General features: G+C 67.0%; 12 protein-coding genes. 9 read left to right on the top strand and 3 right to left on the bottom strand.

The window, feature by feature from the left end; all coding sequences use genetic code 11:
* Positions 1-30 precede the first annotated feature (30 nt).
* On the top strand, positions 31-1,017 hold the full coding sequence (locus tag WHX56_RS24995; protein WP_338879284.1) for a tripartite tricarboxylate transporter substrate binding protein: 987 nt from the start codon (positions 31-33) through the stop codon (positions 1,015-1,017).
* 43 nt (positions 1,018-1,060) lie between these two features.
* Here WHX56_RS24995 and WHX56_RS24990 read toward each other — a convergent pair whose 3' ends face one another.
* Positions 1,061-1,897, bottom strand: a complete 837-nt coding sequence (locus WHX56_RS24990) for a FadR/GntR family transcriptional regulator (protein WP_129239841.1) — start codon at positions 1,895-1,897, stop codon at positions 1,061-1,063.
* 293 nt (positions 1,898-2,190) lie between these two features.
* On the opposite strand from WHX56_RS24990, the gene WHX56_RS24985 reads away from it, so the two are divergent.
* The 8 genes from WHX56_RS24985 to WHX56_RS24950 all read left to right on the top strand — a co-directional run bounded on the left by WHX56_RS24985 (position 2,191) and on the right by WHX56_RS24950 (position 12,407).
* Entirely contained in the window at positions 2,191-3,390 is a 1,200-nt protein-coding gene (locus tag WHX56_RS24985) for an ABC transporter substrate-binding protein (protein WP_129239842.1), read from the top strand.
* A gap of 90 nt (positions 3,391-3,480) precedes the next feature.
* On the top strand, positions 3,481-4,338 hold the full coding sequence (locus tag WHX56_RS24980) for a branched-chain amino acid ABC transporter permease (protein ID WP_129239843.1): 858 nt from the start codon (positions 3,481-3,483) through the stop codon (positions 4,336-4,338).
* Positions 4,338-5,327 (top strand): branched-chain amino acid ABC transporter permease, encoded by a 990-nt coding sequence (locus WHX56_RS24975; protein ID WP_338879283.1) that lies wholly within the window; start codon positions 4,338-4,340, stop codon positions 5,325-5,327. The genes WHX56_RS24980 and WHX56_RS24975 overlap by 1 nt, the downstream gene beginning before the upstream one ends.
* Entirely contained in the window at positions 5,324-6,103 is a 780-nt protein-coding gene (locus WHX56_RS24970; protein WP_129239845.1) for an ABC transporter ATP-binding protein, read from the top strand. The genes WHX56_RS24975 and WHX56_RS24970 overlap by 4 nt, the downstream gene beginning before the upstream one ends.
* On the top strand, positions 6,100-6,798 hold the full coding sequence (locus WHX56_RS24965; protein ID WP_338879281.1) for an ABC transporter ATP-binding protein: 699 nt from the start codon (positions 6,100-6,102) through the stop codon (positions 6,796-6,798). The genes WHX56_RS24970 and WHX56_RS24965 overlap by 4 nt, the downstream gene beginning before the upstream one ends.
* A gap of 31 nt (positions 6,799-6,829) precedes the next feature.
* A complete protein-coding gene (locus tag WHX56_RS24960) occupies positions 6,830-8,113 on the top strand; it encodes a Zn-dependent hydrolase (RefSeq protein WP_338881833.1) in 1,284 nt (427 codons plus the stop codon).
* Positions 8,110-9,624: a M81 family metallopeptidase gene (locus tag WHX56_RS24955; RefSeq protein ID WP_338879280.1), complete on the top strand. Its 1,515-nt coding sequence runs from the start codon at positions 8,110-8,112 to the stop codon at positions 9,622-9,624. The genes WHX56_RS24960 and WHX56_RS24955 overlap by 4 nt, the downstream gene beginning before the upstream one ends.
* 566 nt (positions 9,625-10,190) lie before the next feature.
* Positions 10,191-12,407, top strand: a complete 2,217-nt coding sequence (locus WHX56_RS24950; RefSeq protein ID WP_338879279.1) for a TonB-dependent receptor — start codon at positions 10,191-10,193, stop codon at positions 12,405-12,407.
* A gap of 18 nt (positions 12,408-12,425) precedes the next feature.
* Here the strand turns inward: WHX56_RS24950 and WHX56_RS24945 are convergent, their stop codons facing one another.
* The gene (locus tag WHX56_RS24945) at positions 12,426-13,025 is read right to left on the bottom strand and encodes a hypothetical protein (RefSeq protein WP_129239857.1); all 600 of its coding nucleotides are present in this window, start codon (positions 13,023-13,025) and stop codon (positions 12,426-12,428) included.
* Between the two features lie 178 nt (positions 13,026-13,203).
* Positions 13,204-15,795: a bifunctional aconitate hydratase 2/2-methylisocitrate dehydratase gene (acnB, locus tag WHX56_RS24940; RefSeq protein WP_129239860.1), complete on the bottom strand. Its 2,592-nt coding sequence runs from the start codon at positions 15,793-15,795 to the stop codon at positions 13,204-13,206.
* Positions 15,796-15,924: the final 129 nt, after the last annotated feature.

The raw sequence follows: 15,924 nt of genomic DNA, 5'->3' as shown, positions 1-15,924 counted from the left end.
ACAAGAGCTGGATAGCTCGGGAGACAAGCAATGACATACAGACTGACCTCCAGGCTGCACCGCATCGCGGCCGTGGCAATCTTCGCGCTCGCCGGCCCGCCCGCCGCGCTGGCATCCTTTCCGGACAAGCCCGTCAAGCTGGTCGTGCCTTATACCCCCGGCGGCTCGGCCGACCAGTTGTCGCGGATGCTGGCCGAAGGCCTGTCGCGCGACCTCGGGCAACCCGTCGTGGTGGAAAACAAGCCGGGCGCCAACACCATGATCGCCGCCACGCAGGTGGCGCGGTCCGCGCCCGACGGCTATACGCTCTTGCTGGCCAGCAATGCCAGCATGGTGCTCAATCCCATGCTCTACCAGCGCATCGCCTACGACGCGGCGCGCGATTTCCGCGTGCTCGGCATTGCCGCCGAGCTGCCGCTGGTGGTGGTGGCCAACAACGAGGTGCCCGCCGCCACGCTGGCCGAATTCGTCGGCTATGCCAAGGCGCGGCCCGGCAAGCTGAACTATGCCTCGGTGGGGATAGGCAATCCGCTGCAGTTGGCGACCGAGCTATTGAAATCGCGCACCGGCATGGACGTGGCGCACATCCCGTACAACGGCAGCGCGCCCGCGCTGACCTCGCTGATGGGCAACGACACGCAGCTCATGGTCGACGTGATCAGTACCTCGTTGCCGCTGGTGCGGGAGCGCAAGATCAAGGCCCTGGCCGTCACGACCAGCGAGCGGCTGGCCGTGCTGCCGGATGTGCCGACCGTGGCGGAAAGCGGCTTTCCGGGATTCCGCGCGGCCACCTGGTTCGGCGTGGCCGTGCCTGGCGCCGTGCCGCGGGCCGAGGCGCAGCGTCTGCGGGCGGCGGTGGACAAGGTGCTGAAGGATCCGGCCTTCCGCGGCCGCTTCGAGCCGCTGGGCCTGGTGATCCAGGCGCCGCGCAGCCAGGCCGATGTCGATGCCTATGTGGAGGAAGACCGCCAGCGCTGGGGCGCGGTGATCAAGGCCAACGCCATCAAGCTGGATTGAGGCGGGCAGGGCGCGCCGCCCCGTCCGCAGGGGCGCCGCGCCTTCAGGCTTTCTTGCGGCTGCCGCGGCGCGCGTTGCGCGTGACATTGCGCCGCGACATTTCGGAATCCAGGATCAGCCGGCCTTCGAGCTTGCCGTGCATGCGCTTGACCGAGCGCATCGCGTCCTGCATGTGTTCGCTCATCAGCGCGCGCACCTGTTCGACGTCGCGTTCCCGGGCCGCCGCCAGGATCTGGCGGTGAAAGCCCGTGTTCGCGCTGCCGAAGCGCTGTTGTTCGGCCAGCGGCATCTCGTTGTCGAAGACCGTTAGCTGCCGGATCATCTCGTTGGTCATTTCGCAACTGAATCGCAGGAACGGGTTGGGGCAGGCCGCGGCGAAGATGTCGTGGAAATTCATTTCCTCCTGGCGCTGCGCCAGCGGGTCCTCGACATGCTCGGCGGACGGATCGCAGCAGGCGATGTTCTGTTCCAGCGCGGCGAAGTGCGCCTCCGTCAGGAACGGCACGGCGCTGGCGGCCAGCTCGGGTTCCAGGAGCTTGCGCACCTGGTAGATGTCCTCGATCCGCACTTCCTTGAAGAACAGGTAGTTCTGCATCAACTGGAAGGTGCGGTCCAGCGGCACCTCGACCACCGTGGCGCCGCCGCCCGGGCCGGTGCTGACCTTCACCAGCCCCTGCACCTCCAGGGACTTGAGCGCCTCGCGCATGGTGCTTTTGCTGACCGAGAACATGCTTTGCAGTTCGCTCTCGCGCGGAAGCTTGTCGCCGGGCAACAGATTCTTGGCCGTGATCAGCCGCTTGATCTCTTCGGCGACCAGATCGCTGCGCTTGGGCGGGCTGGAGATGCCGCCGGCCGGTAGGTCCTGACTGTCGAACGCCATTGCGTTTCTCCGTTGCGGGTGTGCGGGGGCGCGCCGCTTACGGCTCGCCGCGGCCCAGGGTTATACCTGATACCGCGGCTATTGACAGAGCCGGACCCCCAATCTGATCATAATAATAATCCTATTTATCATAATAAATAGGATGGTAGTCGCGGGATGGGCAGGCCGCGCTTTTCGGGGCGGCCGCGCCCAGGAGCTTGGAGCAGACAGAGTCGGAAAGGGGACGCGCATGGGGCGCGCTCGACATCGTCAATATGCCGCGGCAATGCCGGCGGCAGCCAGGGAGAACCATCTTGAATCGCCGCAACCTGCTGAAAATCGCCGCGCTTGGCGCGGTGCCCGGATCGCTGTGGGCCGCCCGGTCCGCGCTGGCGCAAGCCGACGCCATCCAGTTCGGGTGTCCGGTGCCCATGTCGGGCCCCTTCGCCGCCAACGGCAAGTTCGCCGATCTGGGCATGAAACTGGCGCTGGAGCAATACGGCCGCGCGCTGGACCGGCCGCTGGCCTATACCGTGCTGGACACCGAGGGCAAGCCGGCGACGGCCGTGCGCAAGGTGCAGGAAGTCGCGCAGCAGAAGGGCGTCAAGTTCTTCGCCGGCGGGATCCTGTCGTCGGAAGCGCTGGCCATGGGCAAGGAGGTCGAACGGGCGGGCGGCGTGTTCATCACCACCGCGGGCGCCGACGAGATCACGGGCAAAGACTGCAACAAGGCGACGTTCCGCTGGTCGGTGCCCACCTTCGGCGCCATCGAGCAGACCGTCCGTCCGCTGCTGGAAACGCTGCCCAACGCCAAGCGCTGGTACACGATCACGCCGCAGTACGTGTTCGGCGACGGCCTGCTGAACGCGGCCAAGGCGATCTTCAAGGAAAAGGGCATCGAGCACGTGGGCAACAGCTACCACTCGCTGACCGAGAAGGAATTCAGCGGCTATCTCACCAATGCGATGGCCGCCAAGCCCGACGTGCTGCTGATCCTGAACTTCGGTTCGCAGTCGTCGGACACGCTGCGCCAGGCCGTCAGCTTCGGCATGAAGCAGAACTGCACCATCCTGGTGGCCTGGGCGTCGGGCCTGGAACAGTTCGAAAGCCTGGGCGCCGACCTGTGCGAAGGCGTCTACTTCGGCGCCCAGTACTGGCATGGCATCGATTCGCCGCTGAACAAGGAACTGGTGAAGCTGTCCCAGGAAAAGACCCGCGCCAACCCGAACTACAGCCTGGCCGGATCCTACATCTGCACCCGCATCATGCTGGACGCCATCGTCAAGGCCGGCAGCGCCGATCCGGCCAAGGTCGTGGCCGCGATGGAAGGCATGGCCTACCAGGGGCTGACGGGGCCCGAGGAAATCCGCAAGGAAGACCATCAGGTCCTGAAGAACTACTACCTGCTCAAGGGGCGCGCCAAGAAGGACATGAAGGACAAGGACGACTACGCCGAGATCGTGCATAGCGGCCGGTCCTTCCTGCCGCCCGCGGAAACCGGCTGCAAGCTCTAGCCCGCCCTCGAGGCCGGCCCCGCGGGCGCGCCTGCCGCCCGCGCGGGCCGCGCGTCCCGCGGCCTTTCGTTTCCTCCACCGGGCATCCCCATGAACGTCTATCTGCTCCAGGTCATCAATGGGATCGGGGTGGGCATGCTGTACTTCCTGCTGGCAGTCGGCCTGTCCATCGTCTTCGGTCTGTTGCGCTTCGTGAACTTCGCCCACGGGGCGTTTTATCTGCTGGGCGCCTATTTCTGCTTCCAGGCCATCCAATGGGGCCTGGACTTCTGGCTGGCCCTGGCCATCGTGCCGCTGCTGGTGGGCGCATGCGCCTGGGCGGCCGAAAAACTGGTGCTGCGCCACGTCTACGCGCAGGCGCACGAGTTCCACATCCTGATCACCGTGGGCCTGGCCCTGGTGCTGCAGGAACTGGTCATCGTGGTCTGGGGGCCGATCGGCGACAACGTGGCCGCGCCCGCCTCGCTGCAGGGCGTGGTCATGTGGGGCAGTTTCATCTATCCCAAGTACCGCCTGTTCGTGATCGGCTTCACCGCGGTCTTCTCGCTTCTGCTCTGGTACGTGCTGGAAGGCACGCGGCTGGGCAGCGCCGTGCGCGCCGGCAGCGAATCCACCGAAATGGTGTCGATGCTGGGCATCAACGTGTTCCGCATGTTCAGCCTGGTGTTCGCGCTGGGCGCGGCCACCGCGGCGCTGGCCGGGGTCCTGGCCGCGCCGATCCGCGGAGTGGAGCCCTTCATGGGCGTCGAGGCGCTGGGCATCGCCTTCGTCATCGTGGTGGTGGGCGGCATGGGCAGCTTCTTCGGCGCGCTCGTCGGCGGCCTGCTCATCGGCGTGGTGCAAAGCGTGATGAGCACGCTGTGGCCGGAAGGCGCGCGGCTGATGATTTATGTGGCGATGGCGGCGGTGCTGCTGCTGCGTCCCCACGGCCTGATGGGGAGAGGATGATGACGCGCTTGAAATCGCACGCCCAATTGCTGCTGGCGCTGGCCGTGGTGCTGTTGCTGCCGCTGTGCATGCAGTCCGGATCCCTGGCCGCGGAAGTGCTGATCTACGCCCTGGCGGTGCTGGGCTGCAACCTGCTGCTGGGCTTCACCGGCCTGCTGTCGTTCGGGCAGGGCATCTTCTTCGGCCTGGGCAGCTATGCCGTCGGCATCCTGCTGACGCGCACCGGCATTCCGCTGCCGCTGGCGCTGCTGGCGGCCATGGCGGTCGGGGCGCTGGCCGCGACGCTGGTGGGCTGGTTCGCGATCCGCCAGCGCGGCACCTATTTCGTGATGCTGACCTTGGCCTTCGCGCAGATGTTCTACTTCCTGGCCTACAGCCTGCCGGACCTGACCGGGGGCGACAACGGCCTGCTGGACGTGCCGCGCCCGCCGCTCGCGGTGGGCGGGCTGGAGATCCTGCCGCTGGATTCGCCGTGGCGGTTCTACGGCTTCGTGGCCGGTTGCTTCCTGGCGGTGTTCTGGCTGCTGCTGCGAGTGACCAATTCCGTCTTCGGCCGCACCCTGCTCGCGATCCGCGACAACGAGGCGCGCGCCACGGCGGTGGGCTACAACGTGCGGATGTTCAAGCTGGCGGCATTCGCCATTTCCGGCGCCGTCACGGCGCTGGCGGGCGCCTTTCTGGCCATGATGACCGGTATCGCGCCGCTGTCCAGCATCGAATACCACAGCAGCGAGATGATCCTGGTGATGACGGTCATCGGCGGCACCGGCAATCTGTTCGCCTCGGTGCTGGGCTCGGCGTTCTACGTCTTGTTCGCCGATTGGCTTTCCACGCTCTGGCCCCGCTGGCTGATGCTGCTGGGCTTCCTGCTGATCGCCGTCAGCCTGTTCATGCAGAAGGGGCTGTGGGGCCTGGGAGAACGCATCTGGCTGGCGCTGCGGCATCGCGCTGGCGGCACGGAGCCGGCCGCCAAGGAGACGAACGCATGAATCAGGCCACTTCCACGCCGCTCATGCAGGCGCGCGGCATCGTCAAGCGCTTCGGCAAATTCGTGGCCCTGCACGGGGTGGACCTGCAGGTGCGGCCGCGCACCGTGCATTCCGTCATCGGCCCCAACGGCGCCGGCAAGACCACGCTGTTCCACATCCTGACGGGCACGCTGCGCGCGAGCGAGGGCAGCATCGTGTTCGACGGCCAGGACGTCACCCAGGAGGCCGACTACCAGCGCGTGCAACGCGGCATCGCCCGGTCCTTCCAGGTGACCAGCCTGTTCGCCAACCTGTCGGTGCGCGAAAACCTGCGGCTGGCGGCGCAGGGCGCGCACCGGGCCGGCGCGTTCGATTGCTGGCATCCGCCGACGGGCGCGCGCGCGCAGCGCGAAGTCGTGGACGCGGCGCTGGAGCGCCTGGGGCTGCCGCGGCTGGCCCACGTGGCCGCGGGCGCGCTGTCGCACGGCCAGCAGCGGCGCCTGGAGGTGGGCATGGCCCTGGCGGCGCGGCCCCGCGCGATCTTCCTGGACGAGCCGACCTCCGGCATGGGGGTGGACGACCTGGAGGAAATGAAGCGCCTGATCCGCAGCCTGCGCGACGACCACACCGTGGTGCTGATCGAGCACAACATGAACATCGTCATGGACATCTCCGACACCATCACGGTGATGCAGCAGGGCCGGGTGCTGGTCGAAGGCCCGCCCGACGCGATCCGCAGCGACGAACGGGTGCGCGCCGCGTACCTGGGCAACATGATCACGGGAGGCCGGGCATGATCCTGCACGTCGACGCCATCCACAGTTATTACGGCAAGAGCCACATCCTGCAAGGCGTGTCGCTGACGCTGCCGCAGGGCACGGTGGTCACGCTGCTGGGGCGCAACGGCGCCGGCAAGTCCACCACCTTGAAGACCATCGCCGGCGTGATCGCGCCCAAGGCCGGGGCGGTGCGCTTCGGCGGCCGCGACATCGCCGGGCTGCCGGCCCACAAGATCGCCGCCCTGGGAATCTGCCTGGTGCCCGAACACCGCGGCATCTTCAAGCTGCTGACGGTCGAGGAAAACCTGAAGCTGGGCATGCGCCGCGATTCGCCGTGGCAACTGGACGACATCTACCGCATCTTCCCGCGCCTGAAAGAACGGCGCAAGAACGGCGGCGGCCAGTTGTCCGGCGGCGAACAGCAGATGCTGGCCATCGGGCGGGCACTCATGAACCATCCGCGCGTGCTGATGCTGGACGAGCCGGTCGAGGGCCTGGCGCCCGTGATCGTCGAGGAGATCGTGGCGCAGATCCAGTCCATCAAGCGGGCGGGCGTCACCATCCTGCTGGTGGAGCAGAACCTCGAGGTCTGCACCCAGCTTGCCGACCGCCATTTCATCATCGAACAGGGAACCATTGTCTACGAAGGCAGCAACGCCGACTTCATGGCGGACGAGAACGTGAAGGACCGCTATCTGGGCGTGGGCGTCTAGCCTCATGCGCAAAGACCGCAAGGAAACCACCATGGAAATGAACGCATTGGAGGCCGTCAGCGGCATCCGCATCGACGGCGAGCGCCTCTGGGATTCGCTGATGGAACTGGCCCGCATCGGCGGCACCGACAAAGGCGGCGTGTGCCGGCTGGCCCTGACCGACCTGGACCGCCAGGGGCGCGACCTGGTCTGCGCCTGGGCCCGCGAACTGGGCTGCAGCGTGCGCGTGGACGCCATCGGCAATATCTTCATGCGCCGTCCGGGCCTGCGCGACGACCTGCCCGCCGTCATGACGGGCAGCCATATCGACACCCAGCCCACCGGCGGCAAGTTCGACGGCAATTACGGCGTGCTCGCGGGCATCGAGGTCCTGCGCACCCTGCAGCAGCACGGCATCGCCACCGAGGCGCCGCTGGAAGTGGTGGTGTGGACCAACGAGGAAGGCTCGCGCTTCGTGCCCGTGATGATGGGGTCCGGCGTGTACGCGGGCGCCTTCACGCTGGAGCGTGCGCTGGCGGCGCGGGACCGCGACGGCGTCAGCGTGGGCGACGCGCTGCGCGCCATCGGCTATGACGGGCCCGAGCCGGCCAGGCCGCGGGCGGCGGCCGCGTATTTCGAAGCGCATATCGAACAGGGCCCCATCCTCGAAGCCCGCGGCATCACCATCGGCGCGGTGCAGGGCGCGCTGGGCCAGCGCTGGTACGACGTCGTCGTCACCGGCCAGGAGGCGCATGCCGGGCCCACCCCGATGGAGCTGCGCCGCGACGCCCTGGTGGCCGCATCCCGGCTGGTGCTGGAGATCAATCGCATTGCGCTGGACCATGCCCCGCACGGCCGCGCGACGGTGGGCTGCATCGACGGCTACCCGAATTCGCGCAACGTGATCCCGGGCCGCGTGGCGCTGACCGTGGACCTGCGGGCGGCCGACGACGCCACCCTGGACAGCATGGCCGCCGCCCTGGCGCGCGCCTGCGGCGAACTGGCCGAGCCCGGCCGGCTCGACGTCGAGAGCAAGGAAGTGGTGTACTTCCCGCCGCAGCCCTTCGAGCCCCGACTGGTGCAGGCGGTCCGGGACGGCGCCCGCACGCTGGGGCTGGATTCGCTGGACGTGATCAGCGGCGCGGGCCATGACGCGGTCTACATGGCGCGGGTCGCGCCCACGGCCATGATCTTCGTGCCGTGCAAGGACGGCATCAGCCACAACGAAATCGAGGACGCTCGGCCCGAGCACCTCGAGGCCGGCTGCAATGTGCTGCTGCACGCCATGCTGCGCTGCTGCGGCCGGATCCAGTTCCCCGAAGGAGCGCCGGCATGAAAGTCCTGATCGCCCGCATGAACCACGAGACCAACACCTTCTCGCCGGTGCCCACGCCGCTGTCCGCGTTCGGGCTGGACGGCCCCACCTACGATGCCGGCGCCTATGCCGAGAACCACGGCAAGCGCACCGCCATGTCGGCCTTCATCGACCTGGCCGAAGCGCGCGGCGCGGAACTGGCCACGCCGGTGTCGGCCACCGCCTATCCCAGCGGCCGCGTGGCGGCCGACGCCTACGAAGCCATATGCGAACGCATCGTCGCGGCCGCGCCGGGCTGCGGCGCCATCCTGCTGGACTTGCACGGCGCGATGGCGGTGGAAAGCACCGACGACGGCGAAGGGGATCTGCTGGAGCGCGTTCGCCGCGCCGCGCCGGGCGTGCCCATCGGGGTGGCGCTGGACCTGCACGGCAACGTGACGCCCAAGATGGTCGCGAACGCCGACGTCATCATCAGCTTCAAGACCTATCCGCACATCGACATGTACGAAACCGGCGAACACGCGGGCCGGCTGCTGTTCGACAGCATCGACGGCCGCATCGCGCCGTTCATGGCCTGGCGCCGCCTGCCGCTGGTGTCGCACACGCTGCGCAGCAACACGGGCGAAGGCGCCATGCGCGACGCCGTGGAGATGGCCAGGCGCGCCGAAGCCGAGGGCGCGCTGGGCGTGTCCGTGCTGGCGGGTTTCGGGCTGGCCGACATTCCCCATCCCTGCCTGAGCGTGGTGGCGGTGGCCGACGGCAGCCAGGAGGCGGCCGAACGAGTCGCCAGCGATATGGCCGCGGCGATCTGGGCCCGCCGCGAAGGCTTTCTCTACGAAAGCGAACCGCTCGCGCAATCGCTGGCGCGCGCGCGGCGGCTGGCCGAGAGCGCCGACAAGCCCGTGCTGCTGCTGGACCACGGCGACAACTGCATGAGCGGCGGAACCTGCGACACGATGGACGTGCTGGTGGCGGCGGTGGAGGCGGGCCTGGACGGTATCGTCGCGGGCCTGTATTGCGACCCCGAGGCCGTCGACACACTGACTCGCGCCGGCGTCGGCGCGGAGGTGGAGCTGCCCGTGGGCAACAAGCGGCCCATCGACAGCATCGGACGGCCGGCCAGCCCGGTCACGCTGCGCGGCACCGTAAGCGCGCTCACCAACGGCGAATACGTCATCACGGGGCCCACCTACACCGGCCAGCTCGTCAGCATGGGCCGCAGCGCCGTGCTCGATATCGGCGCGGCCCGGCTGGTCATTACCGAGCGCACCCACGAACCCTGGGACCTGGGCGTGTTCCGCAGCCTGGGGGTCGAGCCCACCGAGGCGCGCTACATCCTGGTCAAGTCGCGCATGTATTGCCGGCCGGTGTTCGTGCCGATTTCCTCGGCGCTGGTGGAGTGCGACAGCCCCGGCGTCACCAGTTCGGACTGGTCGCTCTTCGATTTCCGCAAGCGCGCCGGCCCGCATTTTCCGCTGGAACCGCTGGCCCCGGGCGACTACGACGCCAGCCGCGCGCCGATGGAAGGGTAAGCGGCTGAAGGGCAGGTGTCTGACACCGGCGGTGGCAGTCGTATCTTGGTCAGGTGTCAGACACCCGCGACCACCCCTGCAAACCGTAGCGGCGTCGCGTACGGGTGTCAGACACTTGGTCGCTCTTCGATTTAGGTCAGGTGTCTGACACCCATACGGGGCGGCCTTCAGTTTGCTCCAGTGCTTCCCGGGTGTCTGACACCCGACGTCAGCAATCGCATCTTCGCGGGTGTCAGACACCCGGCGGCAGCAATCGCATCTTCGAGAGTGTCAGACACCCGTGACCACCCCTGCAAACCGTAGCGGCGTCGCGTACGGGTGTCAGACACTGACTCACCTGGCGTTTTTAGGGCCGTTGCCGCTCGGCAACATTCACATGTTTAGCATCTAAGATAAATAATGAGAATGATTCCTCTTTTTCGTATCATGCACGGAAAGAGTTGAAGCCCCATGGCGCCGGAGGCCGGCCGCGTCCCTTCGGGACCGGCGGCGCCCCTGCATGGCGCACACGCCCCATCGGGATTCCGTAGTTCCCCGATTTCTTCCGCATGAACGGACATCCCGACATGAAAATCAAGACCCTAGCCTGCATGGTGGCCGCGCTTCCGTGGTGCCTTCCCGTCCACGCCCAGAACGCCGCGCCGCCGGCTCCCGCCACTGGCCAGGGGCCGGTCGTTTCAATGGATGCCATCACCGTCGAGGCCAGCGCGGACGCGTCGGCCGGCGGCCTGGCCGAGCCCTTCGCGGGCGGGCAGGTCGCGCGCGGCGGCCGCATCGGCCTGTTCGGCACGCAGGACATCATGGATACGCCGTTCAGCATCACCAGCTATACCAACGAGCTGATCCAGGACAGGCAGGCCCGCAGCGTGGGCGACGTGCTGCAGAATGATTCGGGCGTTCGCGTGGCGCGCGGCTTCGGCAACTTCCAGGAGTCGTACTTCATCCGCGGCTTTATTCTCGGCTCCGATGACGTGGCCTACAACGGCCTGTACAGCTTGCTGCCGCGCCAGTACATCGCCACCGAACTGTTCGAGCGCGTGGAAGTGCTGCGCGGCGCGTCCACCTTCCTGACCGGCGCGGCGCCGGGCGGCGGCGGCATAGGAGGGGTGATCAACCTGGTGCCCAAGCGCGCGCCGAACGACCCTCTGACCCGCGTCACCACCGGCGTGTCCAGCGGCGGCCAGTTCCAGTTGTCCACCGACATCGCCCGCCGTTTCGGCCCGGGCGACAGCACCGGCATCCGCTTCAACGCGGCGCAGCGCAGCGGCGACACCGGCATCGACGACGAGCATTCCCGCACCAGCCTGGTGTCCCTGGGCCTGGACTGGCGCTCGGCCGACACGCGTTTGTCGGCGGACATCGGCTGGCAGGAAAACAAGCTCAAGCGCGCGCGTCCCAACGTGACGCTGGGCGCCGGCGTGACCTCCGTGCCCGACGCGCCGGACGCCAGCTCCAACTATGCGCAGCCGTGGTCCTATTCCAATGAGCGCGACGTTTTCGGCACCGTGCGCGCCGAGCACGACTTCAGCGACAAGCTGACGGCCTATGCGGCGTACGGTTTTCGCCGCAGCGACGAAGCCAATTCGCTCGGCAACGTCACGCTGAGCAACGGCAGCACGGGCGCCGGCAGCTTCTATCGCTTCGACAACACCCGCGAAGACAGCGTGAACACGGGCGAACTGGGCCTGCGCGGCAAGGTGCGCACCGGCCCGGTGGGCCACGAGTTCGTCGTGTCGGCATCCTTCTTCGACCTGAAGAAGAAAAACGCCTACGTGATGGACTGGCAGAACACGTTCGCCACCAACATCTACGATCCGGTTTCGTATGACAAGCCGGCATTCAGCGCCGCCGCGCTGCGCGGCAACGACCTGGACGATCCGGCGCTGCAAGGCCGCACCCGCCTGAGCAGCTACGCCATCGGCGATACCCTGTCGTTCCTGGACGACAAGGTCCTGCTGACGGCCGGCATCCGCCACCAGCGGCTGTCCCAGCGGGACTACGCGTACAACACCGGCAAGGAAAGCGGCGCCTACGACGCCAGCCACAATTCGCCCGCCGCCGGCATCGTCGTCAAGGTCGCGCCCAGCGTGTCCCTGTACGCGAACTACATCGAGGCGCTGGTCGCGGGTCCGACCGCGCCCGCGGTCGCTGGCGGCCGGCCGGTGCCCAACGTCGGCGAGAGCCTTTCGCCCTTTGTCTCCAAGCAGAAGGAAATCGGCGCGAAGTACGAATCGGATCGACTGGGCGGCGGCCTCGCGCTGTTTTCCACCGACAAGCCGCGCGCCATGTACAACGCCAACAACGAGCTGACCACCTCCGGCAAGGACCGCCATCAGGGCATCGAGCTGACGATGTACGGCGAACCCGTGAAAAGCGTGCGCCTGCTGGGCGGGCTGACCTGGCTGGACGCCGAGCAGCGCTCGACCGGCACGCCCGCCATCGACGGCAACCGCGTGATCGGCGTGCCGCGCTTCCAGGCGAACCTGGGCGTGGAATGGGGCATCCCCGGCGTTCCCGGCCTGGCCGTGGACGGCCGCATGGTCTACACCGGTTCTTCCTACGCCGACGACGCCAATACGCTCAAGGTGCCCGGCTGGACCCGCTTCGACGCCGGCCTGCGCTACATGATGGACGTGGACGGCCACGTCCTGACCCTGCGGGCGCGGGTGGACAACATCGCCAACCGCAACTACTGGTCCTCGGTGGGCGGCTATCCCGGCAACGGCTACCTGGTGCTGGGCGGGCCGCGCACGTTCTCGCTGAGCGCGAGCATGGACTTCTAAGCCCCGGGGCCGGGGCGGTCACCAGAACCATCCGCCCCGCGTCAGGCTGCTCTCGCAGCCCTTGTACTGCGCGCTGAACTTCTCGGCGCGCGCCTGGACCTTCTGCGATACGGTCTTGAGCCAGGCCTTGCGGTCATAGCTGCGATTGCGGTAGCCCGTCCAGCCCTCGTGGTAGTTCAGGTACTGGCCGTAGGCGTCCCATTTGGAGATGCCGTTGAGGCGCTGGGTCCTGTTCATGTACCAGCCCATGAAGTCCAGGGCATCGGCGAAGTCGTCGCGGCTGGCTCCCCAGCCGCCGGCGTCCTTCTTGTAGTCGGCCCAGGTTTCGTCCTTGGCCTGGGCATAGCCGTAGGCGGAACTGACCCGGCCCCAGGGGATGATGCCCAGGAAGTAGTAGCGCGGCGGCACCGCGTCCTGCTTGAACGAGGACTCCTGGTACATCATGGCCATCGGCACCGGCACCGGCGCGCCCCATTTCTTCTGTACCTTCAGCGCGGCGTCGTGCCAGTCCGGCTTTTCGCGGAAGATGGCGCAGATGTTCTCGGTATTGGACGGCGGCGCGGTGGCGCAGCCGGCCAGCGCCAGCAATAGCGGCAGCGGCAGCAAAAGCCGGGTCATTCGCGGTCTTCCTCCTGGATGGATTGTGTCAATGGTTACCGCGATTGTATGAAAACGTATCGCTCCTGACAGCCAGATCGCGCCGCGGGCCGGGCGCCGAAAAAAAACAGCCCCGGATCGCTCCGGGGCTGTCGTGCAGGCCTGGGCCTGCCGGTAGCGGGCAGGGCCCGCCGGCCGCTTAGACTTCGATGACGTCGGCCACGTCCTTGTAGTCGGCGATCTTGTCGAAGTTCAGGTACTGGTAGATCTGGTCGCCGCTCTTGTTGATGACGCCCATGTCGGCCATGTACTCGTCCTTGGTCGGAATGCGGCCCAGCTTCGAGCAGATGGCGGCCAGTTCGGCCGAACCCAGGTACACGTTGGTGTTCTTGCCCAGGCGGTTCGGGAAGTTGCGGGTGCTGGTCGACATGACCGTCGCGCCTTCGCGGACCTGCGCCTGGTTGCCCATGCACAGCGAGCAGCCCGGCATTTCCGTGCGGGCGCCGGCCGTGCCGAACACGCCGTAGTGGCCTTCCTCGGTCAGTTGCGTGGCGTCCATCTTGGTCGGCGGGGCGACCCACAGCTTGACCGGGATGTCGCGCTTGCCTTCCAGCAGCTTGGAGGCCGCGCGGAAGTGGCCGATGTTGGTCATGCAGCTACCGATGAACACTTCGTCGATCTTGGCGCCGGCGACTTCCGACAGCGTCTTCACGTCGTCCGGGTCGTTCGGGCAGGCCACGATGGGCTCGTGCACGTCGGCCAGGTCGATCTCGATGACGGCGGCGTATTCGGCGTCGGCGTCCGGCTCCAGCAGCTTGGGATCGGCCAGCCAGGCTTCCATGGCCTTGATGCGGCGGCCCAGCGTGCGTTCGTCTTCATAGCCGTTGGCGATCATCCACTTCAGCATCACGATGTTGCTGTTGATGTATTCGATGATCGGTTCCTTGTTCAGGAACACCGAGCAGCCGGCGGCCGAACGTTCGGCGGAGGCGTCCGACAGTTCGAAGGCTTGTTCGACCTTCAGGTCGGGCAGGCCTTCGATTTCGAGGATGCGGCCCGAGAAGATGTTCTTCTTGCCTTGCTTGGCGACCGTCAGCAGGCCTTGCTTGATGGCGTACAGCGGGATCGCGTTGACCAGGTCGCGCAGCGTGACGCCGGGTTGCAGCTTGCCCTTGAAGCGGACCAGCACCGATTCCGGCATGTCCAGGGGCATCACGCCCGTGGCGGCGGCGAAGGCCACCAGACCCGAGCCGGCCGGGAACGAGATGCCGATGGGGAAGCGGGTGTGCGAGTCGCCGCCGGTGCCGACGGTGTCGGGCAGCAGCATGCGGTTCAGCCACGAGTGGATCACGCCGTCGCCCGGACGCAGCGAGACGCCGCCGCGGGTGCTGATGAATTCCGGCAGCGTGTGGTGCGTCTTCACGTCCACGGGCTTGGGATAGGCGGCGGTGTGGCAGAACGACTGCATCACCAGGTCGGCCGAGAAGCCCAGGCAGGCCAGGTCCTTCAGCTCGTCGCGGGTCATGGGGCCGGTGGTGTCCTGGCTACCGACCGAGGTCATCTTCGGTTCGCAGTAGGTGCCCGGGCGGATGCCCTTGCCTTCCGGCAGGCCGCAGGCGCGGCCGACCATCTTCTGGGCCAGGGTATAGCCCTTGCCCGTGTCGGCCGGATCTTTCGGCAGGCGGAACAGCGTCGACGGCGCCAGGCCCAGCGCTTCGCGCGCCTTGGCGGTCAGGCCGCGGCCGATGATCAGCGGAATGCGGCCGCCGGCGCGCACTTCGTCGAACAGCACGTCGGACTTCACTTCGAATTCGGCGATGACTTCGCCGTTCTTGATGGCGCGGCCTTCATAGGGGCGCAGTTCGACCACGTCGCCCATTTCCATCTTGGAAACGTCGAGTTCGATCGGCAGGGCGCCGGCGTCTTCCATGGTGTTGTAGAAGATCGGGGCGATCTTGTTGCCCAGGCACACGCCGCCAAAGCGCTTGTTCGGCACGAAGGGGATGTCTTCTCCCGTGAACCACAGCACCGAGTTGGTGGCCGACTTGCGCGACGAACCCGTGCCGACCACGTCGCCCACGTAGGCGACCAGGTGGCCCTTTTCCTTCAGCGATTCGATGAACTTGACCGGGCCGCGCTTGCCGTCTTCTTCCGGTTCGAACGCGGCGCCGTCGCGCTTGTTCTTCAGCATCGCCAGGGCGTGCATCGGGATGTCGGGGCGGGTCGTGGCGTCGGGCGCCGGCGACAGGTCGTCGGTGTTGGTTTCGCCAGGCACCTTGAAGACGGTGATGGTCAGGCTTTCCGGCAGTTCCGGACGGCTGGTGAACCATTCGGCGTCGGCCCAGCTTTGCAGCACGGACTTGGCGTTGGCGTTGCCCTTGTCGGCCTTTTCCTTCACGTCGTGGAAGGCGTCGAACATCAACAGGGTCTTTTTCAGCGCATCGGCGGCGATGGTGCCGATTTCAGCATCGTCCAGCAGTTCGACCAGCGGGCCAATGTTGTAGCCGCCGAGCATCGTGCCCAGCAGTTCCGTCGCCTTGGCACGGCTGATCAGCGCACAAGCTTCCTTGCCCAGCGCCACGGCGGCCAGGTACGAGGCCTTGACCTTGGCGGCATCGTCCACGCCGGCCGGCACGCGGTGGGTCAGCAGCTCGACCAGGTTCTGCTCTTCGCCAGCGGGCGGATTCTTCAGCAGTTCGATCAGTTCAGCGGTTTGTTTGGCCGTAAGGGGCAGCGGGGGGATCCCCAGGGCCGCGCGTTCGGCGACGTGTTGGCGGTAGTTATCCAGCATGTGAGGCCTGCTCAAAGTCGGGTTGGAAGAAGGGTTGTCGGCCCGAATTGTAGAGGGAAGAGGGGGACGCAAGCAAATGTCTTATATCTTATATAAGACTTGGCTCGATAGCTGTTGCGTAAGGGCGAC

Source organism: Achromobacter veterisilvae, from assembly GCF_037619525.1.
GTDB classification, from domain to species: Bacteria; Pseudomonadota; Gammaproteobacteria; order Burkholderiales; family Burkholderiaceae_B; genus Achromobacter; species Achromobacter veterisilvae.
This window is presented reverse-complemented; position numbering and strand designations above follow the sequence as displayed.